22 protein-coding genes are annotated in these 23,192 nt (G+C 73.6%); 11 read left to right on the top strand and 11 right to left on the bottom strand.

The window, feature by feature from the left end; genetic code table 11:
• Nucleotides 1-19 precede the first annotated feature (19 nt).
• On the top strand, nt 20-691 hold the full coding sequence (locus ABD249_RS06320; protein ID WP_344341658.1) for a vitamin K epoxide reductase family protein: 672 nt from the start codon (nt 20-22) through the stop codon (nt 689-691).
• An 80-nt stretch (nt 692-771) separates the two neighbouring features.
• On the opposite strand, the gene ndk is transcribed toward ABD249_RS06320, so the two are convergent.
• The 4 genes from ndk to ileS are packed head-to-tail and all read right to left on the bottom strand — an operon-like array spanning nt 772 to nt 6,336.
• Nucleotides 772-1,182 carry a nucleoside-diphosphate kinase gene (gene ndk / locus ABD249_RS06315; protein WP_344341655.1) on the bottom strand — a complete coding sequence of 137 codons (411 nt, stop codon included), beginning with the start codon at nt 1,180-1,182 and terminating at the stop codon, nt 772-774.
• A gap of 14 nt (nt 1,183-1,196) precedes the next feature.
• Nucleotides 1,197-1,535 (bottom strand): DUF4233 domain-containing protein, encoded by a 339-nt coding sequence (locus ABD249_RS06310; RefSeq protein WP_344341652.1) that lies wholly within the window; start codon nt 1,533-1,535, stop codon nt 1,197-1,199.
• Nucleotides 1,532-3,097: a bifunctional folylpolyglutamate synthase/dihydrofolate synthase gene (locus ABD249_RS06305; RefSeq protein ID WP_344341649.1), complete on the bottom strand. Its 1,566-nt coding sequence runs from the start codon at nt 3,095-3,097 to the stop codon at nt 1,532-1,534. The genes ABD249_RS06310 and ABD249_RS06305 overlap by 4 nt, the downstream gene beginning before the upstream one ends.
• Nucleotides 3,094-6,336, bottom strand: a complete 3,243-nt coding sequence (gene ileS / locus ABD249_RS06300; RefSeq protein ID WP_344341646.1) for an isoleucine--tRNA ligase — start codon at nt 6,334-6,336, stop codon at nt 3,094-3,096. Before ileS ends, ABD249_RS06305 begins: the two co-directional genes overlap by 4 nt.
• A 305-nt stretch (nt 6,337-6,641) precedes the next feature.
• Here ileS and ABD249_RS06295 point away from each other — a divergent pair, with 305 nt between their 5' ends.
• Together ABD249_RS06295 and ABD249_RS06290 are read left to right on the top strand one after the other, a co-directional pair.
• Nucleotides 6,642-7,097, top strand: coding sequence for a hypothetical protein (locus ABD249_RS06295; RefSeq protein ID WP_344341643.1), 456 nt, complete (start codon nt 6,642-6,644; stop codon nt 7,095-7,097).
• A 32-nt stretch (nt 7,098-7,129) separates the two neighbouring features.
• Nucleotides 7,130-7,969 carry an aminotransferase class IV gene (locus ABD249_RS06290; protein WP_344341639.1) on the top strand — a complete coding sequence of 280 codons (840 nt, stop codon included), beginning with the start codon at nt 7,130-7,132 and terminating at the stop codon, nt 7,967-7,969.
• A gap of 27 nt (nt 7,970-7,996) precedes the next feature.
• On the opposite strand, the gene ABD249_RS06285 is transcribed toward ABD249_RS06290, so the two are convergent.
• The gene (locus ABD249_RS06285) at nt 7,997-8,542 is read right to left on the bottom strand and encodes a TetR/AcrR family transcriptional regulator (RefSeq protein ID WP_344341636.1); all 546 of its coding nucleotides are present in this window, start codon (nt 8,540-8,542) and stop codon (nt 7,997-7,999) included.
• Between the two features lie 64 nt (nt 8,543-8,606).
• On the opposite strand from ABD249_RS06285, the gene ABD249_RS06280 reads away from it, so the two are divergent.
• The 6 genes from ABD249_RS06280 (at nt 8,607) to ABD249_RS06255 (ending at nt 14,242) form a co-directional block, all read left to right on the top strand.
• On the top strand, nt 8,607-9,941 hold the full coding sequence (locus ABD249_RS06280; protein ID WP_344341633.1) for an MFS transporter: 1,335 nt from the start codon (nt 8,607-8,609) through the stop codon (nt 9,939-9,941).
• Nucleotides 9,942-10,008: 67 nt separating this feature from the next.
• Nucleotides 10,009-10,401 (top strand): HEAT repeat domain-containing protein, encoded by a 393-nt coding sequence (locus tag ABD249_RS06275; RefSeq protein ID WP_344342538.1) that lies wholly within the window; start codon nt 10,009-10,011, stop codon nt 10,399-10,401.
• Entirely contained in the window at nt 10,398-11,105 is a 708-nt protein-coding gene (locus ABD249_RS06270; RefSeq protein ID WP_344341630.1) for a maleylpyruvate isomerase family mycothiol-dependent enzyme, read from the top strand. Before ABD249_RS06275 ends, ABD249_RS06270 begins: the two co-directional genes overlap by 4 nt.
• Nucleotides 11,106-11,148: 43 nt before the next feature.
• Entirely contained in the window at nt 11,149-11,343 is a 195-nt protein-coding gene (locus ABD249_RS06265) for a hypothetical protein (RefSeq protein ID WP_344341627.1), read from the top strand.
• Between the two features lie 110 nt (nt 11,344-11,453).
• Nucleotides 11,454-14,018, top strand: a complete 2,565-nt coding sequence (gene valS / locus ABD249_RS06260; protein WP_344341624.1) for a valine--tRNA ligase — start codon at nt 11,454-11,456, stop codon at nt 14,016-14,018.
• The gene (locus ABD249_RS06255) at nt 14,015-14,242 is read left to right on the top strand and encodes a hypothetical protein (RefSeq protein WP_344341621.1); all 228 of its coding nucleotides are present in this window, start codon (nt 14,015-14,017) and stop codon (nt 14,240-14,242) included. The genes valS and ABD249_RS06255 overlap by 4 nt, the downstream gene beginning before the upstream one ends.
• A 153-nt stretch (nt 14,243-14,395) precedes the next feature.
• Here the strand turns inward: ABD249_RS06255 and ABD249_RS06250 are convergent, their stop codons facing one another.
• Both ABD249_RS06250 and ABD249_RS06245 read right to left on the bottom strand, forming a co-directional pair.
• Nucleotides 14,396-15,013 carry an ArsR/SmtB family transcription factor gene (locus tag ABD249_RS06250; RefSeq protein ID WP_344341618.1) on the bottom strand — a complete coding sequence of 206 codons (618 nt, stop codon included), beginning with the start codon at nt 15,011-15,013 and terminating at the stop codon, nt 14,396-14,398.
• An 84-nt stretch (nt 15,014-15,097) separates the two neighbouring features.
• Nucleotides 15,098-15,895, bottom strand: coding sequence for a class I SAM-dependent methyltransferase (locus ABD249_RS06245; RefSeq protein WP_344341615.1), 798 nt, complete (start codon nt 15,893-15,895; stop codon nt 15,098-15,100).
• 50 nt (nt 15,896-15,945) lie between these two features.
• On the opposite strand from ABD249_RS06245, the gene ABD249_RS06240 reads away from it, so the two are divergent.
• Nucleotides 15,946-17,976, top strand: coding sequence for a M3 family metallopeptidase (locus ABD249_RS06240; protein WP_344341612.1), 2,031 nt, complete (start codon nt 15,946-15,948; stop codon nt 17,974-17,976).
• 22 nt (nt 17,977-17,998) lie between these two features.
• Here ABD249_RS06240 and ABD249_RS06235 read toward each other — a convergent pair whose 3' ends face one another.
• A complete protein-coding gene (locus ABD249_RS06235) occupies nt 17,999-18,403 on the bottom strand; it encodes a DUF6157 family protein (RefSeq protein WP_344341609.1) in 405 nt (134 codons plus the stop codon).
• 48 nt (nt 18,404-18,451) lie between these two features.
• Here ABD249_RS06235 and ABD249_RS06230 point away from each other — a divergent pair, with 48 nt between their 5' ends.
• On the top strand, nt 18,452-19,261 hold the full coding sequence (locus ABD249_RS06230; RefSeq protein WP_344341605.1) for a helix-turn-helix domain-containing protein: 810 nt from the start codon (nt 18,452-18,454) through the stop codon (nt 19,259-19,261).
• Here the strand turns inward: ABD249_RS06230 and ABD249_RS06225 are convergent.
• From ABD249_RS06225 to ABD249_RS06215, 3 genes are read right to left on the bottom strand one after another with little or no spacing between them, the layout of a single operon-like run.
• On the bottom strand, nt 19,258-21,327 hold the full coding sequence (locus ABD249_RS06225) for an iron ABC transporter permease (protein WP_344341602.1): 2,070 nt from the start codon (nt 21,325-21,327) through the stop codon (nt 19,258-19,260). The genes ABD249_RS06230 and ABD249_RS06225 overlap by 4 nt on opposite strands.
• Nucleotides 21,324-22,298: an ABC transporter substrate-binding protein gene (locus tag ABD249_RS06220; RefSeq protein WP_344341599.1), complete on the bottom strand. Its 975-nt coding sequence runs from the start codon at nt 22,296-22,298 to the stop codon at nt 21,324-21,326. The genes ABD249_RS06225 and ABD249_RS06220 overlap by 4 nt, the downstream gene beginning before the upstream one ends.
• Before the next feature lie 54 nt (nt 22,299-22,352).
• Nucleotides 22,353-23,159: an ABC transporter ATP-binding protein gene (locus ABD249_RS06215; RefSeq protein ID WP_344341596.1), complete on the bottom strand. Its 807-nt coding sequence runs from the start codon at nt 23,157-23,159 to the stop codon at nt 22,353-22,355.
• Between the last annotated feature and the right edge of the window lie 33 nt (nt 23,160-23,192).

Below are 23,192 nucleotides of genomic sequence, written 5' to 3'. Positions count from 1 at the left end.
GTGCGCCGGAGAGGTGGACATGGCCACGAAGCAGACCGCGCGCATCGCGCCCACGGACGACGCAGCAGCCCCCGCGGCCGCACCGACCGGGTACCTGCCGCCGCTGTGGCTCGCCATCGTGCTCGCCGTCACCGGCGCCGCGGGCCTGCTCGCGGCCTTCACGCTCGCGGTCGAGCGCGTGCACCTGCTCGAGGACCCCGAGGCGACGCTCGGCTGCGACATCAGCCCGCTCGTGACCTGCTCGGGCGTCATGGCCGAGCCGCAGGCACGCGTGTTCCTCGACATCCCGAACCCGTTCTTCGGCATCATCTGCTTCACCGCCGTGCTCGTCATGGCGGCGCTCGCCCTCGGGCGCGTCCGCCTGCCGCGCTGGATCTGGACGACGTTCACGGTCGGCGTGCTGCTCGGCCTCGTCTTCGCCCTGTGGCTGTGGCAGCAGAGCGTGTTCGTGCTCGGCGTCGTCTGCCCGTGGTGCTTCCTCGTCTACATGACGATGTCCGCGCTCGCGCCGACCCTCACGATCTGGGCCATCGGCTCGGGCGCCGTGCCCGCGCCCGCACCCGTGCGCCGCGTGCTCGCGCACTGGGGCGAGTGGTCGTGGGTCGTGAGCCTGCTGCTGGCGATGACGATCGTGCTCGCGATCGTGCTGCGCCTGCCGGACATCCCCCGGTTCCTGATCCTCGGCTACTGAGCCGAGCCGCGGCCGCCGAGCCGCGAGACGACGAACGCCCCGGGCATCGTGCCCGGGGCGTCGGTCGTCGTGTCGTGGTCTCAGCCGAACCAGAGCGCGAGCTCGCGCGCCGACGACTCCTCGGAGTCGGAGCCGTGCACGAGGTTCTGCTGCACGGGCAGGCCCCAGTCGCGGCCGAGGTCGCCGCGGATCGTGCCGGGTGCGGCCGTCGTGGGGTCGGTGGTGCCGGCGAGCGAGCGGAAGCCCTCGATGACGCGGTCACCCGACAGCCGCACGGCGACGCTCGGGCCCGAGAGCATGAACTCGACGAGCGGCTCGAAGAACGGCTTGCCCTGGTGCTCGGCGTAGTGCTCCTCGAGCAGCGCCCGCTCGGGGTGCACGAGGCGGAGGTCCTCGATGACGTAGCCCTTCGCCTCGATCCTCGCGAGGATGCGGCCGGTGAGCCCGCGGGCGACGCCGTCGGGCTTCACGAGGACGAGGGTGTGCTGCATCGGGTCCCTTCCCATCACTGCGCACGCCCGATCTGGCGCGCGCGCACGAAGCAATATATCCACATGGCGATGAAGGCCGCGGCCACGACGAGCATGAGCGGCTCGACGATCGCGAGGCACGCCATGAGCACCTGCGCGGCCGCGCTCGCGAGCCAGCCCCGCGGGAGGCGGAGGAGGCGCGTCGAGAGGATGAGCACGAGCGCGACGACGCCGAACGCCGCGGGCGCCGGCCAGTCGCGGCTCACGCCCCACACGGCGAGCGCACCGAACGCGAGCGCCGCGACCTCGAGGCCGTGGACGATCGTGAGCAGCTTCTCGAGCAGCCCGCGCTCGCGACGCGGCGCGGGGCTCATCGATGCATCCATCGCTCGACGCGCGCCTTCGCCTGCACGGCACCCAGCAGCGTGATCGAGCCGGCGACCACCACGGCGCCGCCGCGGTCCTCCGCCTGCTCGCGCGCCAGCTCGACGGCGCGGCCCAGCACGGGCTCGACCGTCACGCGCTCGGCGCCGAGCACCTCGACCGCGATGCGCGCGAGGTCGTCGGCGGGCATGGCGCGCTCGGACTCGGACTCGGTGACGACGACCTCCTCGACGTGCGGCTCGAGCACGCGCAGCACGCCTGCGGCGTCCTTGCCCTCGACCATGCCGAGCACGAGCTGCACGTGTTCGAAGGAGAAGACCTCCTGCAGCGCCGTCGCGAGCGACTGCGCCCCGTGCGGGTTGTGCGCCGCGTCGACGACCACCGTGGGATCGGTGCCGACGACCTCGAGCCTGCCGGGCGAGACGACGGCCGAGAACGCGGTCGAGAGCACGTCCTGCTCGATCGGTCGCGTGCCACCGCCGAGGAACGACTCGACCGCGACGAGCGCGAGCGCGGCGTTCTGGCCCTGGTGCCTGCCGAGCAGCGGCAGCGGCTGGTCCTCGTACTCGGCGGCGAGGCCGCGGACCGTGAGGAGCTGACCGCCGACGGCGAGCGTGCTCTCGCGGGCGAAGTCGCGACCCTCGAGCAGCACGCGGGCGGCGCCGACCTCGGCGGCGCGCGCCTCGATCACGGCGAGCGCCTCGGGCTCCTGCTCGGCGGAGACGACGATGGAGCCCGGCTTCACGATGCCGGCCTTCTCGCCCGCGATCGCCTCGACCGTCGTGCCGAGGCGGTTCGTGTGGTCGAGCGCGATGGGGGTGATGACCGCGACGTCGCCGTCGGCGACGTTCGTCGAGTCCCACGTGCCGCCCATGCCGACCTCGACGACGGCGACGTCGACCGGCGCGTCGGCGAAGATCGCGAAGGCGAGCACCGTGATGGCCTCGAAGAACGTCATGCGACGCCTGCCATCGTCCTCGAGCTCGCCGTCGACGAGGTCGAGGAACGGCCGCGTCTCGTCCCAGACGCGGGCGAACGTCGCATCCGACACGGGCTCGCCGTCGATGAGGATGCGCTCGGTGACGCGCTCGAGGTGCGGGCTCGTCAGCAGGCCCGTGCGCAGGCCGTGGGCGCGCAGGAGCGCCTCCGCGACGCGCGCCGTGGAGCCCTTGCCGTTCGTGCCCGTGACGTGGACGACGCCGTAGGAGCGCTGCGGGTCGCCGAGCAGCTCGACGGCGCGCGCGGTGGCGTCGAGCCTCGGCTCGACCGCCGACTCCCCCGCACGCTCGAGCAGCTGCGCGTAGGCGGCGTCCGCCGCCTCGCGATCCTCGAGCGAGTCGAGGATGCGCTCGTCGACGTCGTCCTCGTCCGCCTCGGGGTCCGGCAGCGGCACGATCGCCCCGCCGTCGGCCTCGAGGGCGTCGAGGTCGAGCTCGTCCTCGTGCGCGTCGGACTCCTCCTCGTAGACGTCGTCCCACGGGACGCGCGCCACGGGCTCGGGCGGCTCCTCGCGGGAGCCGCGGCCATCGACCAGGTCGCGGTCGTCGCTCATGCTCGCTCCAATCGGATGGTGAGGGGGGAGCCGTCGCCGACGATCGTCTCCCCCGCGTCGGTGCGCTCGAGCACGATGCTCGTCGCGAGGGTCTCGCCGGCGACGAGCGCGCGGTGCACCTCGAGGGCGGCGAGGCCGGCGTCGTCGGAGCCCAGCACGAGCGCGATGCGGTCCGACACGTCGAGCTCGGCGCGCTTGCGCGCGTCCTGCACGGCGCGGACGACGTCGCGGGCGAGCCCCTCGGCGCGCAGCGCCTCGGTCGGCACGGGGTCGAGGTCGACGAACGTCTCGCCGAGGAGCGCGGTGCTCGCGCCCTCGTAGCGCGACTCGGCGGGCTCGTCGAGCAGCGCGAACTCGCCGGGCTCGAGCGTCTCGCCGTCGACGAGCAGCCGGTCGCCCTCGAGCCGCCACTCGCCGCGGCGGATCGCGGCGAAGACTCGCGTGAAGTCGCCCTTCAGTCGCGGCGCGGCGACCTTCGAGACGATCTGCGCGGACTGCACGAGCCCCGGCAGGGGCTCGCCCGGCGCGACGGTGACGACGCGCACGTCCTTGACGTTGACCTCGTCGGCGATGAGGTCGGCGAAGCGGGCGAGGTCGACGCGGCTCGTGATGGTCGTCTCGCGCAGCGGCAGCCGGACGCGGTTGCCGTCGCGCTTGCGCAGCGCGTGCAGCGCGTTCACGACGGCGCGGGTCTCGTCCATCTGCGCGACGAGCTCGTGGTCTGCGGGCAGCGCGGAGGCGTCGGGCCAGTCGACGAGGTGCACCGACCTGCCGCCCGTGAGGCCACGCCAGATCTCCTCGGCGACGAGCGGGGCGAGCGGCGCCGCGATCGTCGTGAGGGTCTCGAGCACGAGCGCGAGCGTGTCGAACGCCTCCGTGCTGCGCGGGTCGTCGGTCACGCCCGCCCAGAACCGATCGCGCGAGCGTCGCACGTACCAGTTCGTGAGCGTCTCGGTGAAGTCGCGCAGCGCGAGCGTCGCCCCGGTCGCGTCGAGCGCGTCCATCGCGGCCGTCACGGTCTCGACCGTCTCGCGGAGGGTCGCGAGGATGTAGCGGTCGAGCACGTCGGTCGAGTCGGCGCGCGGCGTCGCGAGGTAGGGCTGCCCGTCGCGCGCGCGGTTGGCGTACGTCGTGAGGAAGTACCACGTCGACCACAGCGGCAGGTGGAACTGCCGCAGCGCCTCGCGGATGCCCTCCTCGGAGACGATGAAGTTGCCACCGCGCAGGATCGAGCCCTGCAGCAGGTTCCAGCGCACCGCATCCGAGCCGTACGCGTCGAACGACTCGTTGACGTCCGGGTAGTTGCGGCGGGACTTCGACGCCTTGAACCCGTCGTCGCCGAGGATGATGCCGTGGCTGATGACGTTGCGGAACGCCGCGCGGCCGAAGAGCGCCACCGACAGCACGTGCAGCACGTAGAACCAGCCGCGCGTCTGCCCGATGTACTCGACGATGTAGTCGGCGGGGCTGTGGGTGTCGAACCACTCCTGCTGCTCGAACGGGTAGTGCACCTGCGCGAACGGCATGGAGCCGGAGTCGAACCACACGTCGAGCACGTCGGGGATGCGCCGCATGGTCGAGCGGCCCGTCGGGTCGTCGGGGTTCGGACGCGTCAGCTCGTCGATGAACGGTCGGTGGAGGTCGGTGGGGCGCACGCCGAAGTCGCGCTCGAGCTCGTCGAGCGATCCGTAGACGTCGACGCGGGGGTGGTTCGGGTCGTCGCTCTTCCAGACCGGGATCGGGCTGCCCCAGTAGCGGTTGCGGCTGATCGACCAGTCGCGAGCGCCCTCGAGCCAGCGGCCGAACTGGCCGTGCTTGACGTTCTCGGGCACCCAGTTGATGTCCTCGTTCGCGGCGATCAGGTCGTCCTTGATCGCCGTGACGCGCACGAACCAGCTCGAGACCGCCTTGTAGATGAGCGGGTTCCGGCAGCGCCAGCAGTGCGGGTACGGGTGCAGGTACGACGCCTCGCGCAGCAGTCGGCCCTTCGCCTGCAGGCGTCGGATGATGGTGCGGTTCGCGGCGAACACCTGCACGCCCGCGATCTCCGCGAGCTCGCCGTCCTCGAACAGCCGCAGGAATCGGCCGCCGTCGTCGACCGAGAGGATCGTGGGGATGCCGGCCGCGGCCGTGACGCGCTGGTCGTCCTCGCCGTAGGCGGGCGCCTGGTGCACGATGCCCGTGCCCTCGCCGGTCGCGACGTAGTCGTCGACCAGGACGCGCCACGCCGACGCGGTGCCCCACTCGTCGGCGTCGGCGAAGTCGTCGAACAGCCGCTCGTAGGCGAGCCCGTCGAGCTCGGCGCCCGTCAGCTCGCGCAGCACCTCGGGCGCACCGTCCGGGTACCCGAGCACCGCGGCGTGCGCCGCGACGGTGTCTGCGGCGAGCAGGTAGCGCGTCTCGCCAGCGACGCCGCCGTCGGCCGCGCCCTCCGGTCCGGCCGCGACGACGACGTACGCGATCCCCGGGCCGACCGCGAGGGCCATGTTCGTCGGCAGCGTCCACGGCGTCGTCGTCCAGGCGAGCATGCGCACGCCCGCGAGGCCCGCGGCCTCCGCGGCGTCGCCGACGAGCGGGAACGTCACGGTCACCGACGGGTCCTGACGGTCCTGGTAGACGTCGTCGTCCATGCGCAGCTCGTGCGCCGACAGCGGCGTCTCGTCGCGCCAGCAGTACGGGAGGACTCGGTAGCCCTCGTAGGCGAGGCCCTTCCGGTGGAGCTCCGAGAACGCCCAGATCACGCTCTCCATGTAGCCGAGGTCGAGCGTCTTGTAGTCGTGCTCGAAGTCGACCCAGCGCGCCTGGCGCGTGACGTAGTCCTGCCACTCGCGCGTGTACTCGAGCACCGACTCGCGCGCCTTGGCGTTGAAGACGTCGACGCCCATCGTCTCGATGTCGGCCTTCTCGGTGATGCCGAGCTGCTTCATGGCCTCGAGCTCGGCGGGCAGCCCGTGCGTGTCCCAGCCGAAGCGCCGCTGCACCTGTCGCCCGCGCATCGTCTGGTAGCGCGGGAAGACGTCCTTGGCGTAGCCCGTGAGGAGGTGACCGTAGTGGGGCAGGCCGTTCGCGAACGGCGGGCCGTCGTAGAAGACCCACTCCTCGCAGCCCTCGCGTCGATCGATCGACGCCTGGAAGGTGTCGTCGCCCTTCCAGAACGCGAGGATCCCTTCCTCGATCGCGGGGAACGACGGGTTCGGCACGACCGTGCCACCGTGCTTGGGGTAGCGCTGCGCGTCCACCTGACTCCTTCGAAGCTGCTGCCGTCTCGGAGCCGGGACGCTCTCGCGCGGTACCACCCGGCTTGCAGCCCGGAGGCTGCCGCTCGCTCTTCGGCTGTGACGGGCCGGACCCGCTCGGATCTACTGGGCGACGCCCCTCGCGGGACGATGCGGTTCTGCCGAGGACTCCCCGGTGATGGCCGGTTCGACGTCTGTGGCTCCATCGTACGCCGTCGGCGGGGGCGGCGCGCGCCCGGCGGGAGCGTGGATGCCGACCATCGTCGCGCCACAGGCGGAGCATGGGAACCACGCCTATCCTGGCGGTCATGCGCATCCGCTCCTCGGTCCCTCTCGCCCTCGCGGCGATCGCGATGCTGACGGCCTGCGCCGGTGGCCAGGCCGACCCCGCTCCCTCGGCATCGGCCGCGCCCTCCGCCTCCGCGTCGACGTCGTCGCAGTGCGACGAGGTGCTCGCCGAGGCGCAGCAGCTGAGCGTCGACGTCTCGGCGCTCGCGAGCCGCTTCGGCAGCGACCCGCTCGGCGCCCTCGCCGCCGTGCCCGGCATCGTCGACCGCGTGACGACCCTCGGCGACCAGGTCACCGACCCCGAGCTCGCGCAGCACGTCGACGCCGTGACGACCGTGGCCACGACCGCGATCGAGGAGGCCCAGTCGGCGATCGCCCAGGGCGACACGCAGGGCGCGATCGACGCGCTCTCGCAGGCCGCGTCCGACGTCGAGCCCGCCGTCGCCGCGCTGCAGGAGTACTGCGCGGCGCAGTGACCGGGCCGGGCTCGACCTCGTAGCCTGAGCGCATGAGCGCTCCCCTGCTCGCGCTGCTCGACGGCTCGATCGTCGACGTCGCGACACCCCTGATCCGAGCCGACGACCTCGGCGTGGTCCGCGGCGACGGCGTCTTCGACGCGATGCTCGTGCGCCGCGGCGTGCTCGGCGACACCGACGCGCACCTCGACCGCCTCGCCCGGTCGGCCGAGATCCTCGCGCTGCCCGCGCCGGATCGCGACGGCTACCGGCGCGCGGTCGACGCCCTCGTGGCGGCGTGGGACTGGGATGCGGCGCCCGAGGCGCTCGCCCGGCTCGTGCTCACGCGCGGGCCGGAGGGCGGTGGCGACCCGACCGCGTACGTGCTCATGCTCGCGCTCTCCGCGAGCGTCGTCGCCGAGCGCACGGACGGCGTGCGCGTGCTGCTGCTCGATCGCGGCTTCGACGGCGAGGTCGTCGCCGGGATGCCGTGGCTGCTGCCCGGCGCGAAGAGCCTCTCGTACTCGATCAACATGGCCGCGAAGCGCCACGCGCACGAGCACGGCGCGGACGACGTGCTGTTCGTCGCGCCGTCCGGCCGGCTGCTCGAGGGGCCGACGTCGACGCTGGTGCTCGACGTCGACGGCGAGCTGCTGACGCCCGAGCAGGACGGCATCCTCGCGTCGATCACGCTCGAGCAGCTCGAGCGCGGCGCGCCGGCGGCCGGCCTCTCGGTGCGGCACGCGCCGCTCACGCGCGACGACCTCGCGCGGGCTCGCGGCGCCTGGCTCATCTCCTCGGGGCGTCTCGCAGCCGCCATCACCTCGATCGACGGAGCGCCGTACCCGGCGTCGCCGCTGCACGAGACGCTCTTCCGCATCCTCGACGTCTGACGCTCGGCCCGGCGTCCGCCCTCGTCGTCATCCCGCGGCGGTGCGCGCGGCGCGCAGCGCGGCGTCCGAGGCGGGGCCGCGGGACCGCCCGTCCTGGCTCCACTCGACGACGCCCGAGACGACGGCGGCGACGAGCGCCGCCGCGACGGGCAGCGCTGCACGGCCCTCGCGCACCCGCAGCGCACGCTCGACGCGCGCGACGAGCGGCTCGAGGCGCTCGAACGCCGACTGCCGCAGCACGGCGTCGGTGCCCATGATCGCCGTCTCGCGCAGCATCCACGGCACGCGGTCGCCCCACGGCTCGAGCGCGCCGGCGATCGCCTCGGCCACGCCGGCGCGATCCATGCCGTCGACGAGGCGGATCCGCCCGAGCGCCTGGTCGACGTCGTGCCAGAGGAGGTCGGACTTCGCACCGACGTAGCCGAAGAACGCGCTGCGCGAGATGCCGGCGCGGCGCGCGATGTCGTCGATCGACGTCGACTCGTATCCCTGCTCGAGGAAGAGCTCGACCGCGGCCTCCTCGAGGTCGGAGACCGAGGTGGAGCGCGGGCGGCCGCGGACGCCTGGTGCCATGGGACTACAGTATGCGAGGGGCTCAGGCGTTCCTGGACCCCGTCCATGATTCCCTGGAGCAACCGTGACCAGCATCACGCGCACCTCGAGCCCCCGCCGCGTCGCGGCGGCCGCCACCATCGGCACCGCGCTCGAGTCGTACGACTTCTACGTCTACTCGTACTTCGCCGCCTTCTTCGCAGGGCCGTTCTTCTTCTCGGCGCTCGGCTCGGCCGGCGCGCAGCTCGCCGCGTTCGCGACGATCGGCATCGCGTTCGTCGTCCGTCCGCTCGGCGCGGTGCTCTTCGGGCACCTCGGCGACCGGCTCGGCAGGCGCCGCACCCTCATCGTCACCGTGACCCTCATGGGCGTCGCGACCGGCCTCGTCGGGCTGCTGCCCACGGGTGCCGAGTGGGCGGCCGTCGGCGCCGTGGCGCTCGTGCTGCTGCGCGTCGTGCAGGGGCTGTCGCTCGGCGGTGAGTGGGGTGGCGCGATCCTGCTCGCGACCGAGCACGCCGACGCCCGCCGTCGCCCGTTCTTCGCATCGCTGCCGCAGCTGGGCTCGCCGATCGGGTCGGTCGCCGCGGGCGGCTTCATGCTCGCCCTCTACTTCGGCGTCGGCCCGGAGGCCGTCTCCGAGTGGGCGTGGCGCATCCCGTTCCTCGTCGCGATCCCGCTCATCGCCGTCTCGCTCTACCTGCGCGCGTCGGTCGACGAGACCCCGGTCTTCCGCGCCCTCGAGGCCCGCGGCGAGCGAGAGCGGCGCCCCGCGCTCGCGGCGATCGCGAGCCAGCCGGCCGCGTTCGGCGTCGCGATCCTCACGGCGCTGCTCGGCATCGGCTCGTACTCGCTCATGAACACGTACACGATGGACTACGGCGCGGAGTCGCTCGGCTTCGACCCGATGCAGCTGCTGCTCGCGGCGACCCTCGGCGGCCTGCTGCAGTTCATCACCGTGCCCGGGTTCGGATGGCTCGCGACGCGCATCGGCTCGCCGACCGTCGTGGCGATCGGCGCGATCGGCACGCTCGCCATCGCGTTCCCGATGTACTGGCTGCTGTCGAGCGCGACCTTCGGCTTCCTCGTCACGATGATGCTCGTCGGCGGCGTGCTGCCGACCGCGTCGTGGGCGGCGCTCGGCGGCACGATGGGCGAGCTCTTCCGCGGTCGCCACGCCTACTCGGCGCTGTCGATGGCGTACGCGATCGCGGCCGTCGTGGCCGGCTTCATCCCCCTCGTCACCGACGCCCTGGGCGCTGCGACGGGGAACGCGTGGTGGCACCCGGGCATCGTGCTCGCCGTGCTGTCGGGCGGGACGCTCGTGGGGGCGCTCGCCGCCCGCTCGATGCGCAAGCTCGGCGACGAGGATGCGAACGCGGCGCAGGCCGTCGTCGCCGCCGAGGAGCCCGTGCGCGTCTGATCGCGAGACCACCGCGCGGCACAGGGATGCGGTGGTGGGCGGTGGCTGGCACGATGCCCTCGTGACCATGCCGCCGCCCTCCGCGCATCCGCGCGACGCCGTCGCCGCCGCCGTGCGCGCGCTCGGCGAGCAGGAGGTCGTCGCGTGGTGCGGCACGCTCGTGCGCGGAGAGCCCTCGCGGCATCCGCTCGGATGGCTCGGCGGCACCGAGGGGTGGCCGGCGCACTGGGCGCGCGAGTGGGGCGTCCGCGGCCTGCGCTACGCCTGGGGCGCGGGTGCCGACGCGACGGTGCGGTCGGCGCTTCGCGACGAGCACCCGCGCGTGCGAGCGATGGCCGTCGCCGTCGCCGTCGCGCGCGGCGTCGACGACGCGGTGCCGCTCGTCGAGGCCCTCCGCGACGACGCCGCGCCGCGCGTCCGCGCCGCGGCCGAGCGCGCGCTGCGACGATGGGCGTCATGAGCATGCTGCCGATCGACTCGCTGCGCGGCCACCTGACGCGCGAGGTGGGCGCCGTCGTCGCGATCGCGCGCCGCGCCGATCGCGAGGGGGCATGGGACGCACCCGTCCCGTCCTGCCCCGGCTGGGCGATGCGCGACCTCGTCGCCCACGTCGGCGCCGTCGAGCGCAAGGTGCTGCACGCCATCGAGCACGGCGACGGCGACCCGCCCGCGTCGGAGGCGCCCGGCGACGAGCGGCTCGTCGAGTGGCTCGCGGAGACCGCCGAGCGCATGCTCGCGGCGCTGTCGGTCGACGCGGCGACGCCCGCATGGACGATGGCCGATCCGCCGACGATCGGCTTCTGGATCCGCAGGCAGGCGCACGAGCACGCGATCCACGCCTGGGACGGCGCGATGGCGCTCGGCGACGCGCCCGTGCTCGACGCGCGGCTCGCGGAGGACGCGGTCGACGAGGTGGTGGGCACGATGTGGCCGCGCCAGCTGCGGCTCGGCCGAGCCGTCGAGCCCGCCGACGGGCTCGACCTCGCGGCCGACGGCCGCGGCACGTGGCACGTCGGCGGCGCTCGGGTCGCGACGCTGCACGGCGCCCCCGACGCCCTCGCCCTCGCGCTCTGGCACCGCATCCCGGGCGACGACCCTCGTCTGCGCTGGTCGGGCGACGCCCCAGCCGGGCGCGCGGTGCTCGCGCTGCCGCTCGCACCCTGATCGCTCGCGCGGCGACGCCGCCGGCCGCGGCTACGCTCGAGGCATGCTGCGCCGCATCCCCCGGGTCACGTGGATCCTCGTCGGCCTCGCCGCGATCCTCGGCCTCGTCGGCCTGACGATGGAGCACATGCTCGCGCGCGACATCCTGCTGCTGCTGTCGATCGGCGCCCTGCTGCTCGCCTTCCTCGCGCTCGTGAAGCCCAGCCGCGAGCGGCGCTACCCCGACGCCGACGACTGAGCCGACGCGCCCGAGCAGGGCCGTCGGAGGATGCATCGCCGGTCGATAGACTCGGAGGCACAACCAGGCATCCACGGACACGATGCCGCGCAGAGCGAGAAGGGGACGCCATGAGCGCCATGCCGGAGAAGCCCGCCCTCGAGGGACTCGAGACGAAGTGGGACGCCCGCTGGGAGCAGGAGGGCACGTACCGGTTCGACCGCGAGGGCCAGAGCCGCGACACGATCTTCTCGATCGACACGCCGCCGCCCACCGCCTCCGGATCGCTCCACGTCGGGCACGTCTTCTCGTACTCCCACACCGACGTGATCGCGCGCTTCCAGCGCATGCGCGGGCGCACGGTGTTCTACCCGATGGGCTGGGACGACAACGGCCTGCCCACCGAGCGTCGCGTGCAGAACTACTACGGCGTGCGCGTCGACCCGACGCTCGCGTACGACGCGGAGTTCACGCCGCCGTTCGACGGCGACGCGCCGGCGAAGGCGCAGCAGCTGCCCGTGTCGCGCCAGAACTTCATCGAGCTGTGCGAGCGCCTCACCGAGGAGGACGAGCGCCGCTTCGAGGAGCTGTGGCGCACGCTCGGCCTCTCGGTCGACTGGTCGCAGACGTACCGCACCATCTCGGACCACGCCCGTGCGACGAGCCAGCGCGCGTTCCTGCGCAACCTCGAGCGCGGCGAGGCCTACCAGTCCGATGCGCCGACGCTGTGGGACGTCACGTTCCGCTCCGCCGTCGCGCAGGCCGAGCTCGAGGACCGCGAGCAGCCGGGCACCTTCCACACGCTCCTCTTCACGAGCACCGACGGCGACCTGCGCATCGACACGACGCGTCCCGAGCTGCTGCCCGCCTGCGTCGCCGTCGTCGCGCACCCGGACGACGAGCGCTACCAGCACCTGTTCGGCACGACGGTGCGCACGCCCGTCTTCGACGTCGAGGTGCCCTTCCTCGCCCACCACCTCGCGCAGCGCGACAAGGGCACGGGCGTCGCGATGGTGTGCACCTTCGGCGACATGACCGACGTGATCTGGTGGCGCGAGCTCGACCTGCCCGCCCGCCCCGTCCTCGGCTTCGACGGCCGCTTCCTCGCCGACGCCCCCGCGGCGATCGAGGGCGACGCCGGCCGGGCGCTGTACGCCGAGCTCGCGGGCAAGACGGTCTTCAGCGCGAAGGAGGCGCTCGTCGCCGCCCTCGCCGAGGCGGGCCGCTCGGTCGGCGAGCCGCGCCGCATCACGCATCCCGTGAAGTTCTACGAGAAGGGCGACAAGCCCCTCGAGATCGTCTCGACGCGGCAGTGGTACATCCGCAACGGCGGTCGCGACGCCGAGCTGCGCGAGCGCCTGCTCGAGCTCGGGCGCGGCATCGAGTGGCACCCCGACCACATGCGCGTGCGCTACGAGAACTGGGTGCAGGGGCTCGCTGGCGACTGGCTCATCTCGCGCCAGCGCTTCTTCGGCGTGCCCATCCCCGTCTGGTACCGCGTCGGCGAGGACGGCGAGACGCGCTTCGACGAGGTGCTGCTGCCGAACCCCTCGCAGCTGCCCGTCGACCCGTCGACCGACGTGCCCGACGGCTTCGAGGCGAGCCAGCGCGGCCAGGTCGGCGGCTTCGTCGGCGAGGTCGACATCATGGACACGTGGGCCACCTCGTCGCTCACCCCGCAGCTCGCGGGCGGCTGGGGCGGCGTCGACGACCAGCTGTGGGAGCTCGTCGCACCGTTCGACCTGCGGCCGCAGGGCCAGGACATCATCCGCACGTGGCTCTTCTCGACGGCGCTGCGCGCGCTGTTCGAGGGTGGCCGGGCGCCGTGGCGCCACACCGCGATCTCCGGCTGGATCCTCGACCCCGACCGCAAGAAGATGTCGAAGTCGAAGGGCAACGTCGTCACGCCGCTCGGCATGCTCGAGGAGCACGGCGCCGATGGCGTGCGCTACTGGGCGCTGTCCTCGAGGCTCGGTGTCGACGCGACGCTCGACCCGCAGAACCCGAAGATGATCAAGATCGGCCGCCGCCTCGCGATGAAGGTGCTGAACGCGGCGCGCTTCGTCTACCAGATGGAGGGCGAGCCCGGCGAGGTCGCGAACCCGATCGACATCGACATGCTCGCGGAGCTCGGGCAGGTCGTCGACCAGGCGACCGCCGCGCTCGAGCGCTACGACCACGCCCGCGCGCTCGAGCTCACCGAGACGTTCTTCTGGACGTTCTGCGACGACTACCTCGAGGTCGTCAAGCAGCGCGCCTACCAGGGCGACGAGGTGGGCCGCGGGTCGGCGATCGGCGCGCTGCGCGCCGCGATCGACATCCTGCTGCGCCTGCTCGCGCCCGTGCTGCCCTTCGCGACCGAGGAGGTGTGGTCGTGGACGCATGAGGGCTCCATCCACCGCGCGTCGTGGCCGACGCGGCACGACCTCCCGACGAGCGCGGGCACCACGGGGCTGCTGCCGGCCGTCTCCGAGGCGCTCATCGGCATCCGCCGCGCCAAGTCCGACGCCAAGGCGAGCCAGCGCACGCCCGTGTCCCACGCGGTGCTCGCGGCGCCGTCGACCCAGCTCGGGCTGCTCGAGCAGGCCGCGCGCGACCTCGCGGACGTCGGTCGGATCGAGCACCTCGAGCTCGTCGCCGGCGACGCCCTCGAGGTGCGCTCGATCGAGCTGGCACCCGAGACGGACGCACGATGAGGATCGGCACGCGCTGGCCGGTCGGCGACGACGCACCCGCGTCGCTGCCGCCGATCCTGCGCGAGGCCGTCGCGGCCGAGGAGCGCGCGCTCGTCGACCTCGGCGCCGACACCACCGGCTGGGGCTGGACGCTCACGTTCCTCGAGGGCTCCCCCGTCGTCGAGTGCGACGACGGCACGCGCATCGCGCTCGAGGGCGACGGGGTGCTGGTCGAGCGCGACTGACCGCTCCGGACATGACGAAGGCCCCCGCGGATCCGCGGGGGCCTTCGTCGTGTCGCGTCGCTGCTCAGCGCATCGGGCGCGTCAGGATCTGCGCGACGACGAACGCGTCGTTGACGATGGCGATCGGTCGCGTGACCGGCTGCTCGTGCTTCCTCATGGTGCTCCTCTCGTGGATGCTCGGGTGGCCCGGTCGGCGACCGGGAAGACATGGAGCTGCACGAGGACGCGCAGCGCGTCCTCGTCGCCCTCGTGGATGCGGGACGTCGCGAGCCGCTCGAGCACGAGCGCCTCGACGTCGGCGGTCAGCGCCCGCAGCTCGTCGACGGCGAGATGGCCGTGGAGCGTCGCGATGCGTGCCGCGTCGTTGACCTCCGGCGAGAAGTCGTCCTCGCCGTGGTCGATGAAGTGCTGCAGGAGGCGCGAGCCCTCGTCGCTCCAGGCGCCGAGCACCGCGGCGGCTGCCGCGCGCCCCTCGCGCATGCCGACGAGCTCGGGCGTCCACACGTCGACGGGGCCGATGGCCCGCTCCCACCAGCGCTCGCGCGCGGTGCCGCGCTCTGCGACCTCGCGCACGAAGCCCGCGCGCTCGAGCTGCCGCAGGTGATAGCTCGTCGAGCCGCTCGACTCCCCCAGCCGCTGCGCGAGCGCCGAGGCCGTCTGCGCACCGTGCGTCGTGAGCGCATGCAGCAGCGCCACCCTCAGCGGATGGGCGAGGGCCTTGAGCGAGGGGAGGTCGACGGATGCGCGCCGACCATCGTCGGCGACGGGCATGGCTCCAGCATAGCCGAGTGCAAAGCGTTCTTTGCAAAGAGGTCGCTGCGTTCGCGCAGGGCGAGCGCGGTGCGCCGCGAGGCGTCAGGCGCGGGCGACGATCCACCCGTGGATCATGGCCATCCAGCCGTCGGGATCCTCGGCCCACGCCGTCCAGGCGTCGGCGATGGCCGCGCGGTCCGCAGGCGACGCGAGGCCGCGCTCCTGCGTGCCGGTCGCGAAGCTCGACGCCACGGCCCGCTCGGCCCACTGGTGCCCCCACCACGTCCGCGCCGCATCCGACTCGAAGCACCAGGTCTCGACGTCGGTCGCGATCGTCGAGAGCTCGGCCGCCCGCGCCCACGCCTTGAGGTGGGTGCCGGCGTCGGCCTGGCCGCCGTTCGCGTCCTGCAGGGCGACGACGAGTCGGCGCCATTCGCGCAGCCCCTCGGTCGCGGGGTGGATGGCCGTGGCCGAGTAGACGACGTCGCGGGCCGCGACGATGCCGCGCGAGACGCGACGCCACTCGGCGAGCGCGGCGACGGGGTCGCCGAGGTGCTGGAGCACCTGGTGCGCGTGCACGACGTCGAACGCGTCGTCCTGCGCGTCGACGGCGTAGGCGTCGCCCACCTCGAAGCGCACGTTGCGCACGCCGGAGGCCTCCGCGAGCGCGCGAGCCTGCGCGATGACGTCGGCGCTCGCATCGATGCCGACGACCTCGCCGTCGCCGAGACGACGCGCGAGGTCGATCGTGATCGAGCCGGGCCCGCAGCCGACGTCGAGCACGCGCTGGCCCGGCTCGAGGTACGGCAGGAGGTAGGCGGCGGAGTTCTCGACGGTCCGCGCGGCGTGCGCGCGGGTGACCGACTCGTGATGCCCGTGGGTGTAGACGGCGTTCGACACGAGGCGAGCCTAGACCGGCGTCGTGCGAGGCACGCGCCTAGGCTCGTCACATGACGAACCCGTTCTTCGAGCCCTCTCCCCTGCCGTACCAGCTGCCGCCGTTCGCCGACGTGCGCGACGAGCACTACCGGCCGGCGTTCGAGGCGGGGTTCGCGCAGCAGCTCGAGGAGATCGCCGCGATCACGGCGCAGGACGGGCCGGCCACGTTCGACGACACCATCGCGCCGCTCGAGGCATCCGGCGGCATCCTCGGCCGCGTCGCGCACGTGTTCTTCGCGCTGTCGTCGTCCGACACCACGCCGTTCCTCGACGAGCTCGAGGCCGAGATCGCGCCGCGCTGGGCCTCGCACTCCGACGCGATCGAGCTCGACCCCGCGCTCTACGCCCGCGTCTCGCAGCTCCACGAGGCGCCCGACGCCTCGTGGACGCCCGAGCAGCGCTGGGTCGTCGAGCAGTGGCACCTGCGCATGACGCTCGCGGGCGCCGGGCTCGACGAGGCGAGCACGACGCGCCTCAAGGAGCTGAACCAGCGCCTCGCGACGCTGACGACGACGTTCGACCAGCAGCTGCAGGCCGACACCAACGAGCTCGCGGTCGTCGTCGACGACGCAGCCGACCTCGACGGCCTCAGCGCCGTCGACATCGCCTCGGCGGCGCAGGCCGCGACCGACCGCGGCCTCGAGGGCACGCACCTCATCACGCTGCCGCTCTTCACGGGGCACCCGTGGCTCGCGCAGCTCACGAACCGCGACGTCCGCCGCCGCGTCATGGAGGCGTCGCTCGCCCGCGGCACGCGCGGCAACGCGCACGACAACCGCGCCGTCGTGCTCGAGATCGTCGCCCTGCGCGCCGAGCGCGCCGCGCTGCTCGGCTTCGCGACGCACGCGCACGTCGTGACCGCCGATGCGACGGCGAAGACGCCCGAGGCGGTCGACGCGATGCTGTCGCGCCTCGCGCCCGCCGCCGCGCGCAACGCCCGCGCGGAGGCGGCAGACCTCCAGGCGCTCGTCGACGAGGCCGGCGAGGACTACGCGATCGCGTCGTGGGACTGGTCGTTCTGGACCGAGCGGCTGCGCACGGCGCGCTACGACGTCGACACGCAGGCGCTCAAGCCGTACTTCCCCGCCGAGCAGGTGCTGCAGGAGGGCGTGTTCGCGGCCGCGACGCAGATCTACGGCGTGACGTTCACCGAGCGCGACGACCTGCACGGCTACCACCCCGACGTGCGGGTCTTCGAGGTGCACGACGCCGATGGCAGCGCGGTCGGCCTGTACCTGCTCGACCTCTACACGCGCGACGCGAAGCGCGGCGGCGCCTGGATGAACCCGCTCATCTCGCAGAACCGCCTGCTCGACCAGCCGACGGTCGTCATGAACAACCTCAACGTGCCGAAGCCGCCCGCCGGCTCCCCCACGCTGCTGACGTTCGACGAGACGAACACGCTCTTCCACGAGTTCGGGCACGCCCTGCACGGACTCTTCGCGATCGTCGACTTCCCGAGCGTCGCGGGCACGAACGTGCCGCGCGACTTCGTCGAGTTCCCGAGCCAGGTCAACGAGATGTGGATGCTGTGGCCGGGCATCGTCGAGCGCTACGCGCGCCACGTCGAGACGGGCGAGCCCATCCCGGCCGACGTGCTCGAGCGCATCCGCGCGACCGAGACGTTCGACCAGGGTCACGGCACGAGCGAGTACCTCGCCGCCGCGCTGCTCGACCAGGCCTGGCACACGCTCGCGCCGGGCGAGACCGTCGACGACGTCGCGGCCTTCGAGCGTGCGGCGCTCGAGCGCGTCGGGCTGCTGAGCGACACGGTGCCGACGCGCTACTCGTCGGGCTACTTCCAGCACATCTTCTCGGGCGGATACTCGGCCGCGTACTACTCGTACATCTGGTCCGAGGTGCTCGACGCCGACACGGTGCAGTGGTTCGAGGAGCATGGCGCGACGCGCGAGTCGGGCGCTCGGTTCCGCGAGCGGCTGCTGGGCGTCGGCGGGTCGAAGGACCCGCTGGAGGCGTACCGCGACTTCCGCGGCCGCGACGCCGAGCTCGCCCCGCTGCTGCGTCGCCGCGGCCTGGAGTGAGCCCGGGCTCGTCGCGGGGCGCTCAGCCCCGCGACGAGCGCATCGCGCTGCGATGCTCCAGCGAGGGGTCGGCGGCGAGCCGTGCGTACTCGGGCGTGCCGATGCCCACGAGCGCCACGCGCCCCTCGGCGTCGTGGTGCGTGCCCCATCCGTACCGCTTGCCGAGCGGCGATGCGCGCAGGCACGCCTGGTCGCGTGCGAGGAACGCGGCGCGTGCCGCATCCCGATCGGCCTCCCCGACGCCCGTGCGCATCGCGTGCACCTCGAACAGCAGCTCGTCGGACGTGTAGGCGTACGGATGCGCGGCGAGCAGTCGGTGCTGCAGCTCGGCGACGCTCGGCGTCGCACGCGAGGGCGGGATCTGGGCCGCCGTGGTCGTCGAGTCGGGCGCGACCTCGATGAAGGTGCCCAGGTAGTCGGTGCTCATGGCACGATCCTCGGCGCGGACTCGGCTCGCGTCTTGCAGAATGCCGACATGAGCGAGCCCATCGACCCCGCCGGGCGCTCCGGCGTCCTCGAGCCGGCGAACCTCGAGCGGTTCTCCGCGACCTGGCACGCGCCGCATCCCGCGCTCGTCGACGTGGTCGAGACGTGCTGGCACGTGCGGTGGTCCCTCGGCGACGAGGAGATCGTGCAGCGCGTCATCGAGGCGCCCGCCGTCACGATCACGATCGAGCGCGGCGACGTGCCCGCCGCGCTCGTCCGCACGACGCCGGGCCCCAGGGCGTGGTCGCGCACGATCCGAGGCGCCGGCGAGGTGCTCGGCATCCGGCTGCGGCCGGCGGGCCTCGCCGTGGTGTCCGACCTCCCGGTGGGCGCGCCGGGCACGACGCGGGTCGACGCCGACGATCCACGACTGCTCGCGATCGCCGAGGCCATCGCGGCTGCGGACACGCTCGAGGATCGACTGCGCGTCGTCGACGACCGGCTGCGCGCGGCAGCGGCCGACCGCCCGCCGACGAGCGAGGGACTGCTCGCGAACGCCGCCGTCGCCGAGCTGACGCGAGCCGTGCACCTGCGCACCTCCGGTGTCGTCCCTGGCGCGAGCGACCGTGCGGTGCAGCGTGCCCTGCGCGCCACCCTCGGCATGGGCCCGAAGGCCGTCGCCAGACGCATCCGGCTGCAGGAGGTCGCCCGCCTCCTCGCAGCGCCCGGCGCCACCCCCGCCGCGGTCGCAGCCGAGCTCGGCTACGCCGATCAGGCGCACCTCACGAACGACCTGCGCGGCGTCGCAGGCGTGACGCCGGCCGCCTACGTCCGCTCGCTGCGGGCGCTCGGCGGCTAGCGCGCGGGCCGCCGCGACTGCAGCACGAGCAGGATGAAGTACGGCACGCCCACGAGCGACGTCATGACGCCGGCGGGCAGCTGGTCGGGGAAGACGAGCCTGCGTCCGAGCAGGTCGGCGAGGCCGACGAGCGCCGCGCCGAGCAGGATGGCGAGCGGCACGAAGCGGTGGTGGGCGGAGCCGACGAGGGCGCGCGCGGCGTGCGGGGCGATGAGGCCGACGAACGCGACGACGCCGACGGCGGCGACCGCGGTGCCGGTGAGCAGGACGGCGAGCACGAGCGCGAGCAGCTGCAGGCGCGCGAGGCGCACGCCGAGCAGCCGTGGCGTGTCCTGGTCGAGCTGCACGAGGTCGAGGTCGTGGCGCAGCGCCCAGGCGACGACGCCGCAGGCGACGATGGCGACGAGCACCGGCAGCGAGTCGTCGAAGCCGCGGCCGTAGGTGCTGCCGGCGAGCCACGTGATGGCCTTCGCGGCGTTCCACGGATCCGTGGTCGTGATCAGCATGCTCGTGAGCGCGCCGAAGGCGGCGCTCACGCCGATGCCCGTCAGCACGAGCCGCAGGGTGCCGAGCATCCGCCAGCCGACGACGACGAGGACGATGGCGGCGGCGAGGATGCCGCCGGCGAGCGCGCCGCTCGCGACGAGCCAGCCCGAGGCGCCGGAGACGAGCGTGATGACGGTGACGGCGCCGAACCCCGCGCCGTTCGCGACGCCGAGGAGGTACGGGTCGGCGAGCGGGTTGCGTGCCACGGTCTGCACGAGCGAGCCGGCGAGCGCGAGCGCGGCACCCGCGAGGACGCCGGCGACGACGCGGGGTGCCCCGGTGTCGAGGGCGATGGTCACCTGCCTGCCCGCGGCGCCCTGCAGCCAGTTGAGCAGGTCGCCCAGCAGCATGGGCCGACCGCCCACGAGCAGCGCCGTCACGACGACCGCGAGCACGAGGAGCGCCGCGGCGACCATGGGGATCCACGGGCGGCGGAACGTGGAGCGCTCGCCGAGGGCCGACATCGGCTCGGCCTGGTCGGCACCGGGCAGCGTCCGCGCGAGCACGACGAGGAAGACGGCGCCGACGATGCTCGTGACGACGCCGGTGGGCACGTCGAGCGAGGCGGTGCCCTGCAGCACGGCGCGCAGCAGCACGTCGGCGACGAGGACGAGCGCCGCGCCGGCGAGCCCCGCGATGGGCAGGGCGACGACGTGCCGGTGGAGGCCGCCGATGCGCGAGCCGGCGAGGCGGATGGCGGCGGGGGCCGCGAGCCCGACGAAGCCGATGGGCCCCGCGACGGCGACGGCGCTCGCCGCGAGCAGCACGGACGCGACGAGCGTCACGAGCCGCAGCCTCCGGACGCCGACGCCCAGCAGCGACGCGGTGTCCTCGCCGAGCGCGAGGAGGTCGAGGCGGCGCGCGAGCAGCAGCAGCGCCGCGATGGCGACGAGCACGATCGGCAGGGCCTGCGCGACCGTGCCGATGCCGTTCTGCGACAGCCGCCCGACGCCCCATGCGAAGAGGCCGCGCGTCTCCTGCTCGTTCAGCAGGATCGTGACGGTCACGACGCTCTGCAGCGCGAGCGCGAGCGCGGTGCCGACGAGGATGAGCCTCGTGCTCTGGCCCTTCCCCTGACCGATCGCGACGACGACCGCCGCGGCCACGAGGCCGCCGACGAAGGCGACCGCGGCACCGCCGACGAAGGGCAGCGTGATGCCCAGGGCCGCCGAGAGCCCGAGCGCCGCTGCCGCGCCGCCGTTGACGGCGAGCGTGTCCGGCGAGGCGAGCGGGTTGCGCACGAGCGACTGCATCGCGTAGCCGGCGACGCCGAGCGCGAGGCCGACGAGCAGCGCGGCCGCGAGCCGCGGCACGCGGCCGTCCTGCATGATCGCGTCGAGACGATCGTCGCCGAGCGCCCAGCCGACCACGTCGGCGAGCCCGAGGGACGTCGTGCCCTGCGCGAGGTGCCAGATCGACAGCGGCAGCAGCAGGGCGACGAGCGCGACCGCGAGCACGCCCACGCCGGCACCGATGCGACGGCGCTCGACGACGGGCGCGCTCGCGGTCGCGACGCTCATGCCTGGATGGCCGCGACGAGCTCGTCGAGGTACGTCGAGACGGACGAGACGCCTCCGAACAGCCAGATGCCGTCGGGCAGGCGCGCCACGTCGCCGGCCTGCACGGTCGGCAGGCCCGTGTAGATGGCGTTCGACTGCAGCGCGCCGGCGAACACGTCGCCGTCGCCGACGGTCATGTAGACGAGCCACGCATCGTCCGGCAGCGCCGTGAGGCCCTCGACGTCGGACGAGCCGAGGCCGTACTGCGGGTCGCCCTCGCTCGTCCAGGCGTTCGCGAGGCCGATGCGCTCGAACGACGCCGCGAGCAGCGACCCGCTCGCGTACGTGCGGATCTCGATCTGCCCGCCGTTCTCGAAGCCGTCGACGTGCGCGATGGGCGTGCCGGCGATCCCCGACTCCTCGACGGTCGCGGTCAGCTCGTCGAGGTGCGCCTCGAACTCGCCGATGGCGGTCTCCGCCGCCTCCGCGCGACCCGTGGCCTCGCCGACGAGGCGCAGGTCGTCCTCCATGGTCCCGATGGGGTCCTCGCCGTTCGCGCCCTCGAGCACGAGCAGCGGCGCGATGGACTCGAGCGAGTCGTAGAGCTCCTCGTCGCTGCCGGAGACGGCCACGATGAGGTCCGGAGCGACCTCGGCGATCGCGTCGATGCTCGGCTCGGTGCGCGTGCCGACGTCGACCGGGTCGCCCTCGAGCGGCGCGGCGGTGCCGGACCAGTCGACGTAGCCGTCGACGTCCGCGACGCCGGCGAGCTCGAGCCCGATGGTCTGCACGTGCTCGACCGCGACCCACTCGATCGCGACGACGTCCTCGACGTCGCCGTCGATCGTGACCTCCTCGCCGCGCGCGTCGGTGACGGTCACGGAGGCGCCGGACGTCGAGCCCTCCTCCTCGGGTGCCTCGGTCGTGCCGCAGCCTGCGAGCACGACGACCGCGGCGCAGGCGATGGCTGCGACGGACATGGTTCGACGCATGCGCCGACTCCTCTCCTCGGGCGCGCCGGACGCGCCCATCGATGCTGCGCCCGGTCAGGCGGCAGCGGGGACGCGCCGACGGCGCGTGGGGCGGACGTGCAGATGCCCGTCCATGTCGGTCGTGACGTCGATATCGACGCCGTAGGCGGCGCTCAGCCGCTCGGCCGTGAGCACCTCGCGCGGTGAGCCCGCGGCGACGATGCGACCGTCGACGAGCAGCACGGCGTCGTCGGCGACGTCGGCGGCCTGGTCGAGGTCGTGCAGCACGACGCCCACGGCGACGCCCTGCTCGGCGAGGTCGCGCACGATGTCGAGGATCTCGACCTGGAAGCGCAGGTCGAGGTACGTCGTCGGCTCGTCGAGCAGCACGATGCCCGTCTGCTGCGCGAGGCACGACGCGAGCCAGACGCGCTGCCGCTGGCCGCCGGAGAGCTCGGCGACCGGGCGCTCCGCGAGGTCGTCGACCCCGGTCGCGGCGAGCGCGCGATCGACGATCGCCGGACCCTCGGGGTCGCGGCGACGCAGCCGCCCGCGATGCGGGAAGCGGCCGTACTCGACGATCTCGCGCACCGTCACGCCCGAGGGAGTCGGGCGCGACTGCGAGAGCATCGCGACGCGCTGCGCGAGCTGCCGCTCGTCGAGATCGGCGGCGAACGCGCCGTCGCCGTAGGCGATGACGCCGTGCGACGGGCGGTGCAGGCTCGTCAGGCCGCGCAGCAGCGTCGACTTGCCGCTGCCGTTCGGGCCGACGAGCACCGTCACGCGCCCGGGCTCGAGCGTGATCGATGCGTCGTGGACGACGTCGCGCCGGCCGTAGGCGAGGCGCAGGTCGGTCGCGGAGAGTCGCTGCGGATCGGTCACCAGGTAAGGATAGCCTCACCTGACCCCGAGGGC

The organism is Agrococcus versicolor (assembly GCF_039531815.1).
Lineage (GTDB): Bacteria > Actinomycetota > Actinomycetes > Actinomycetales > Microbacteriaceae > Agrococcus > Agrococcus versicolor.
The sequence above is the reverse complement of the archived record's forward strand: the minus strand, read 5'-3'. Positions and strand labels throughout refer to the sequence as shown.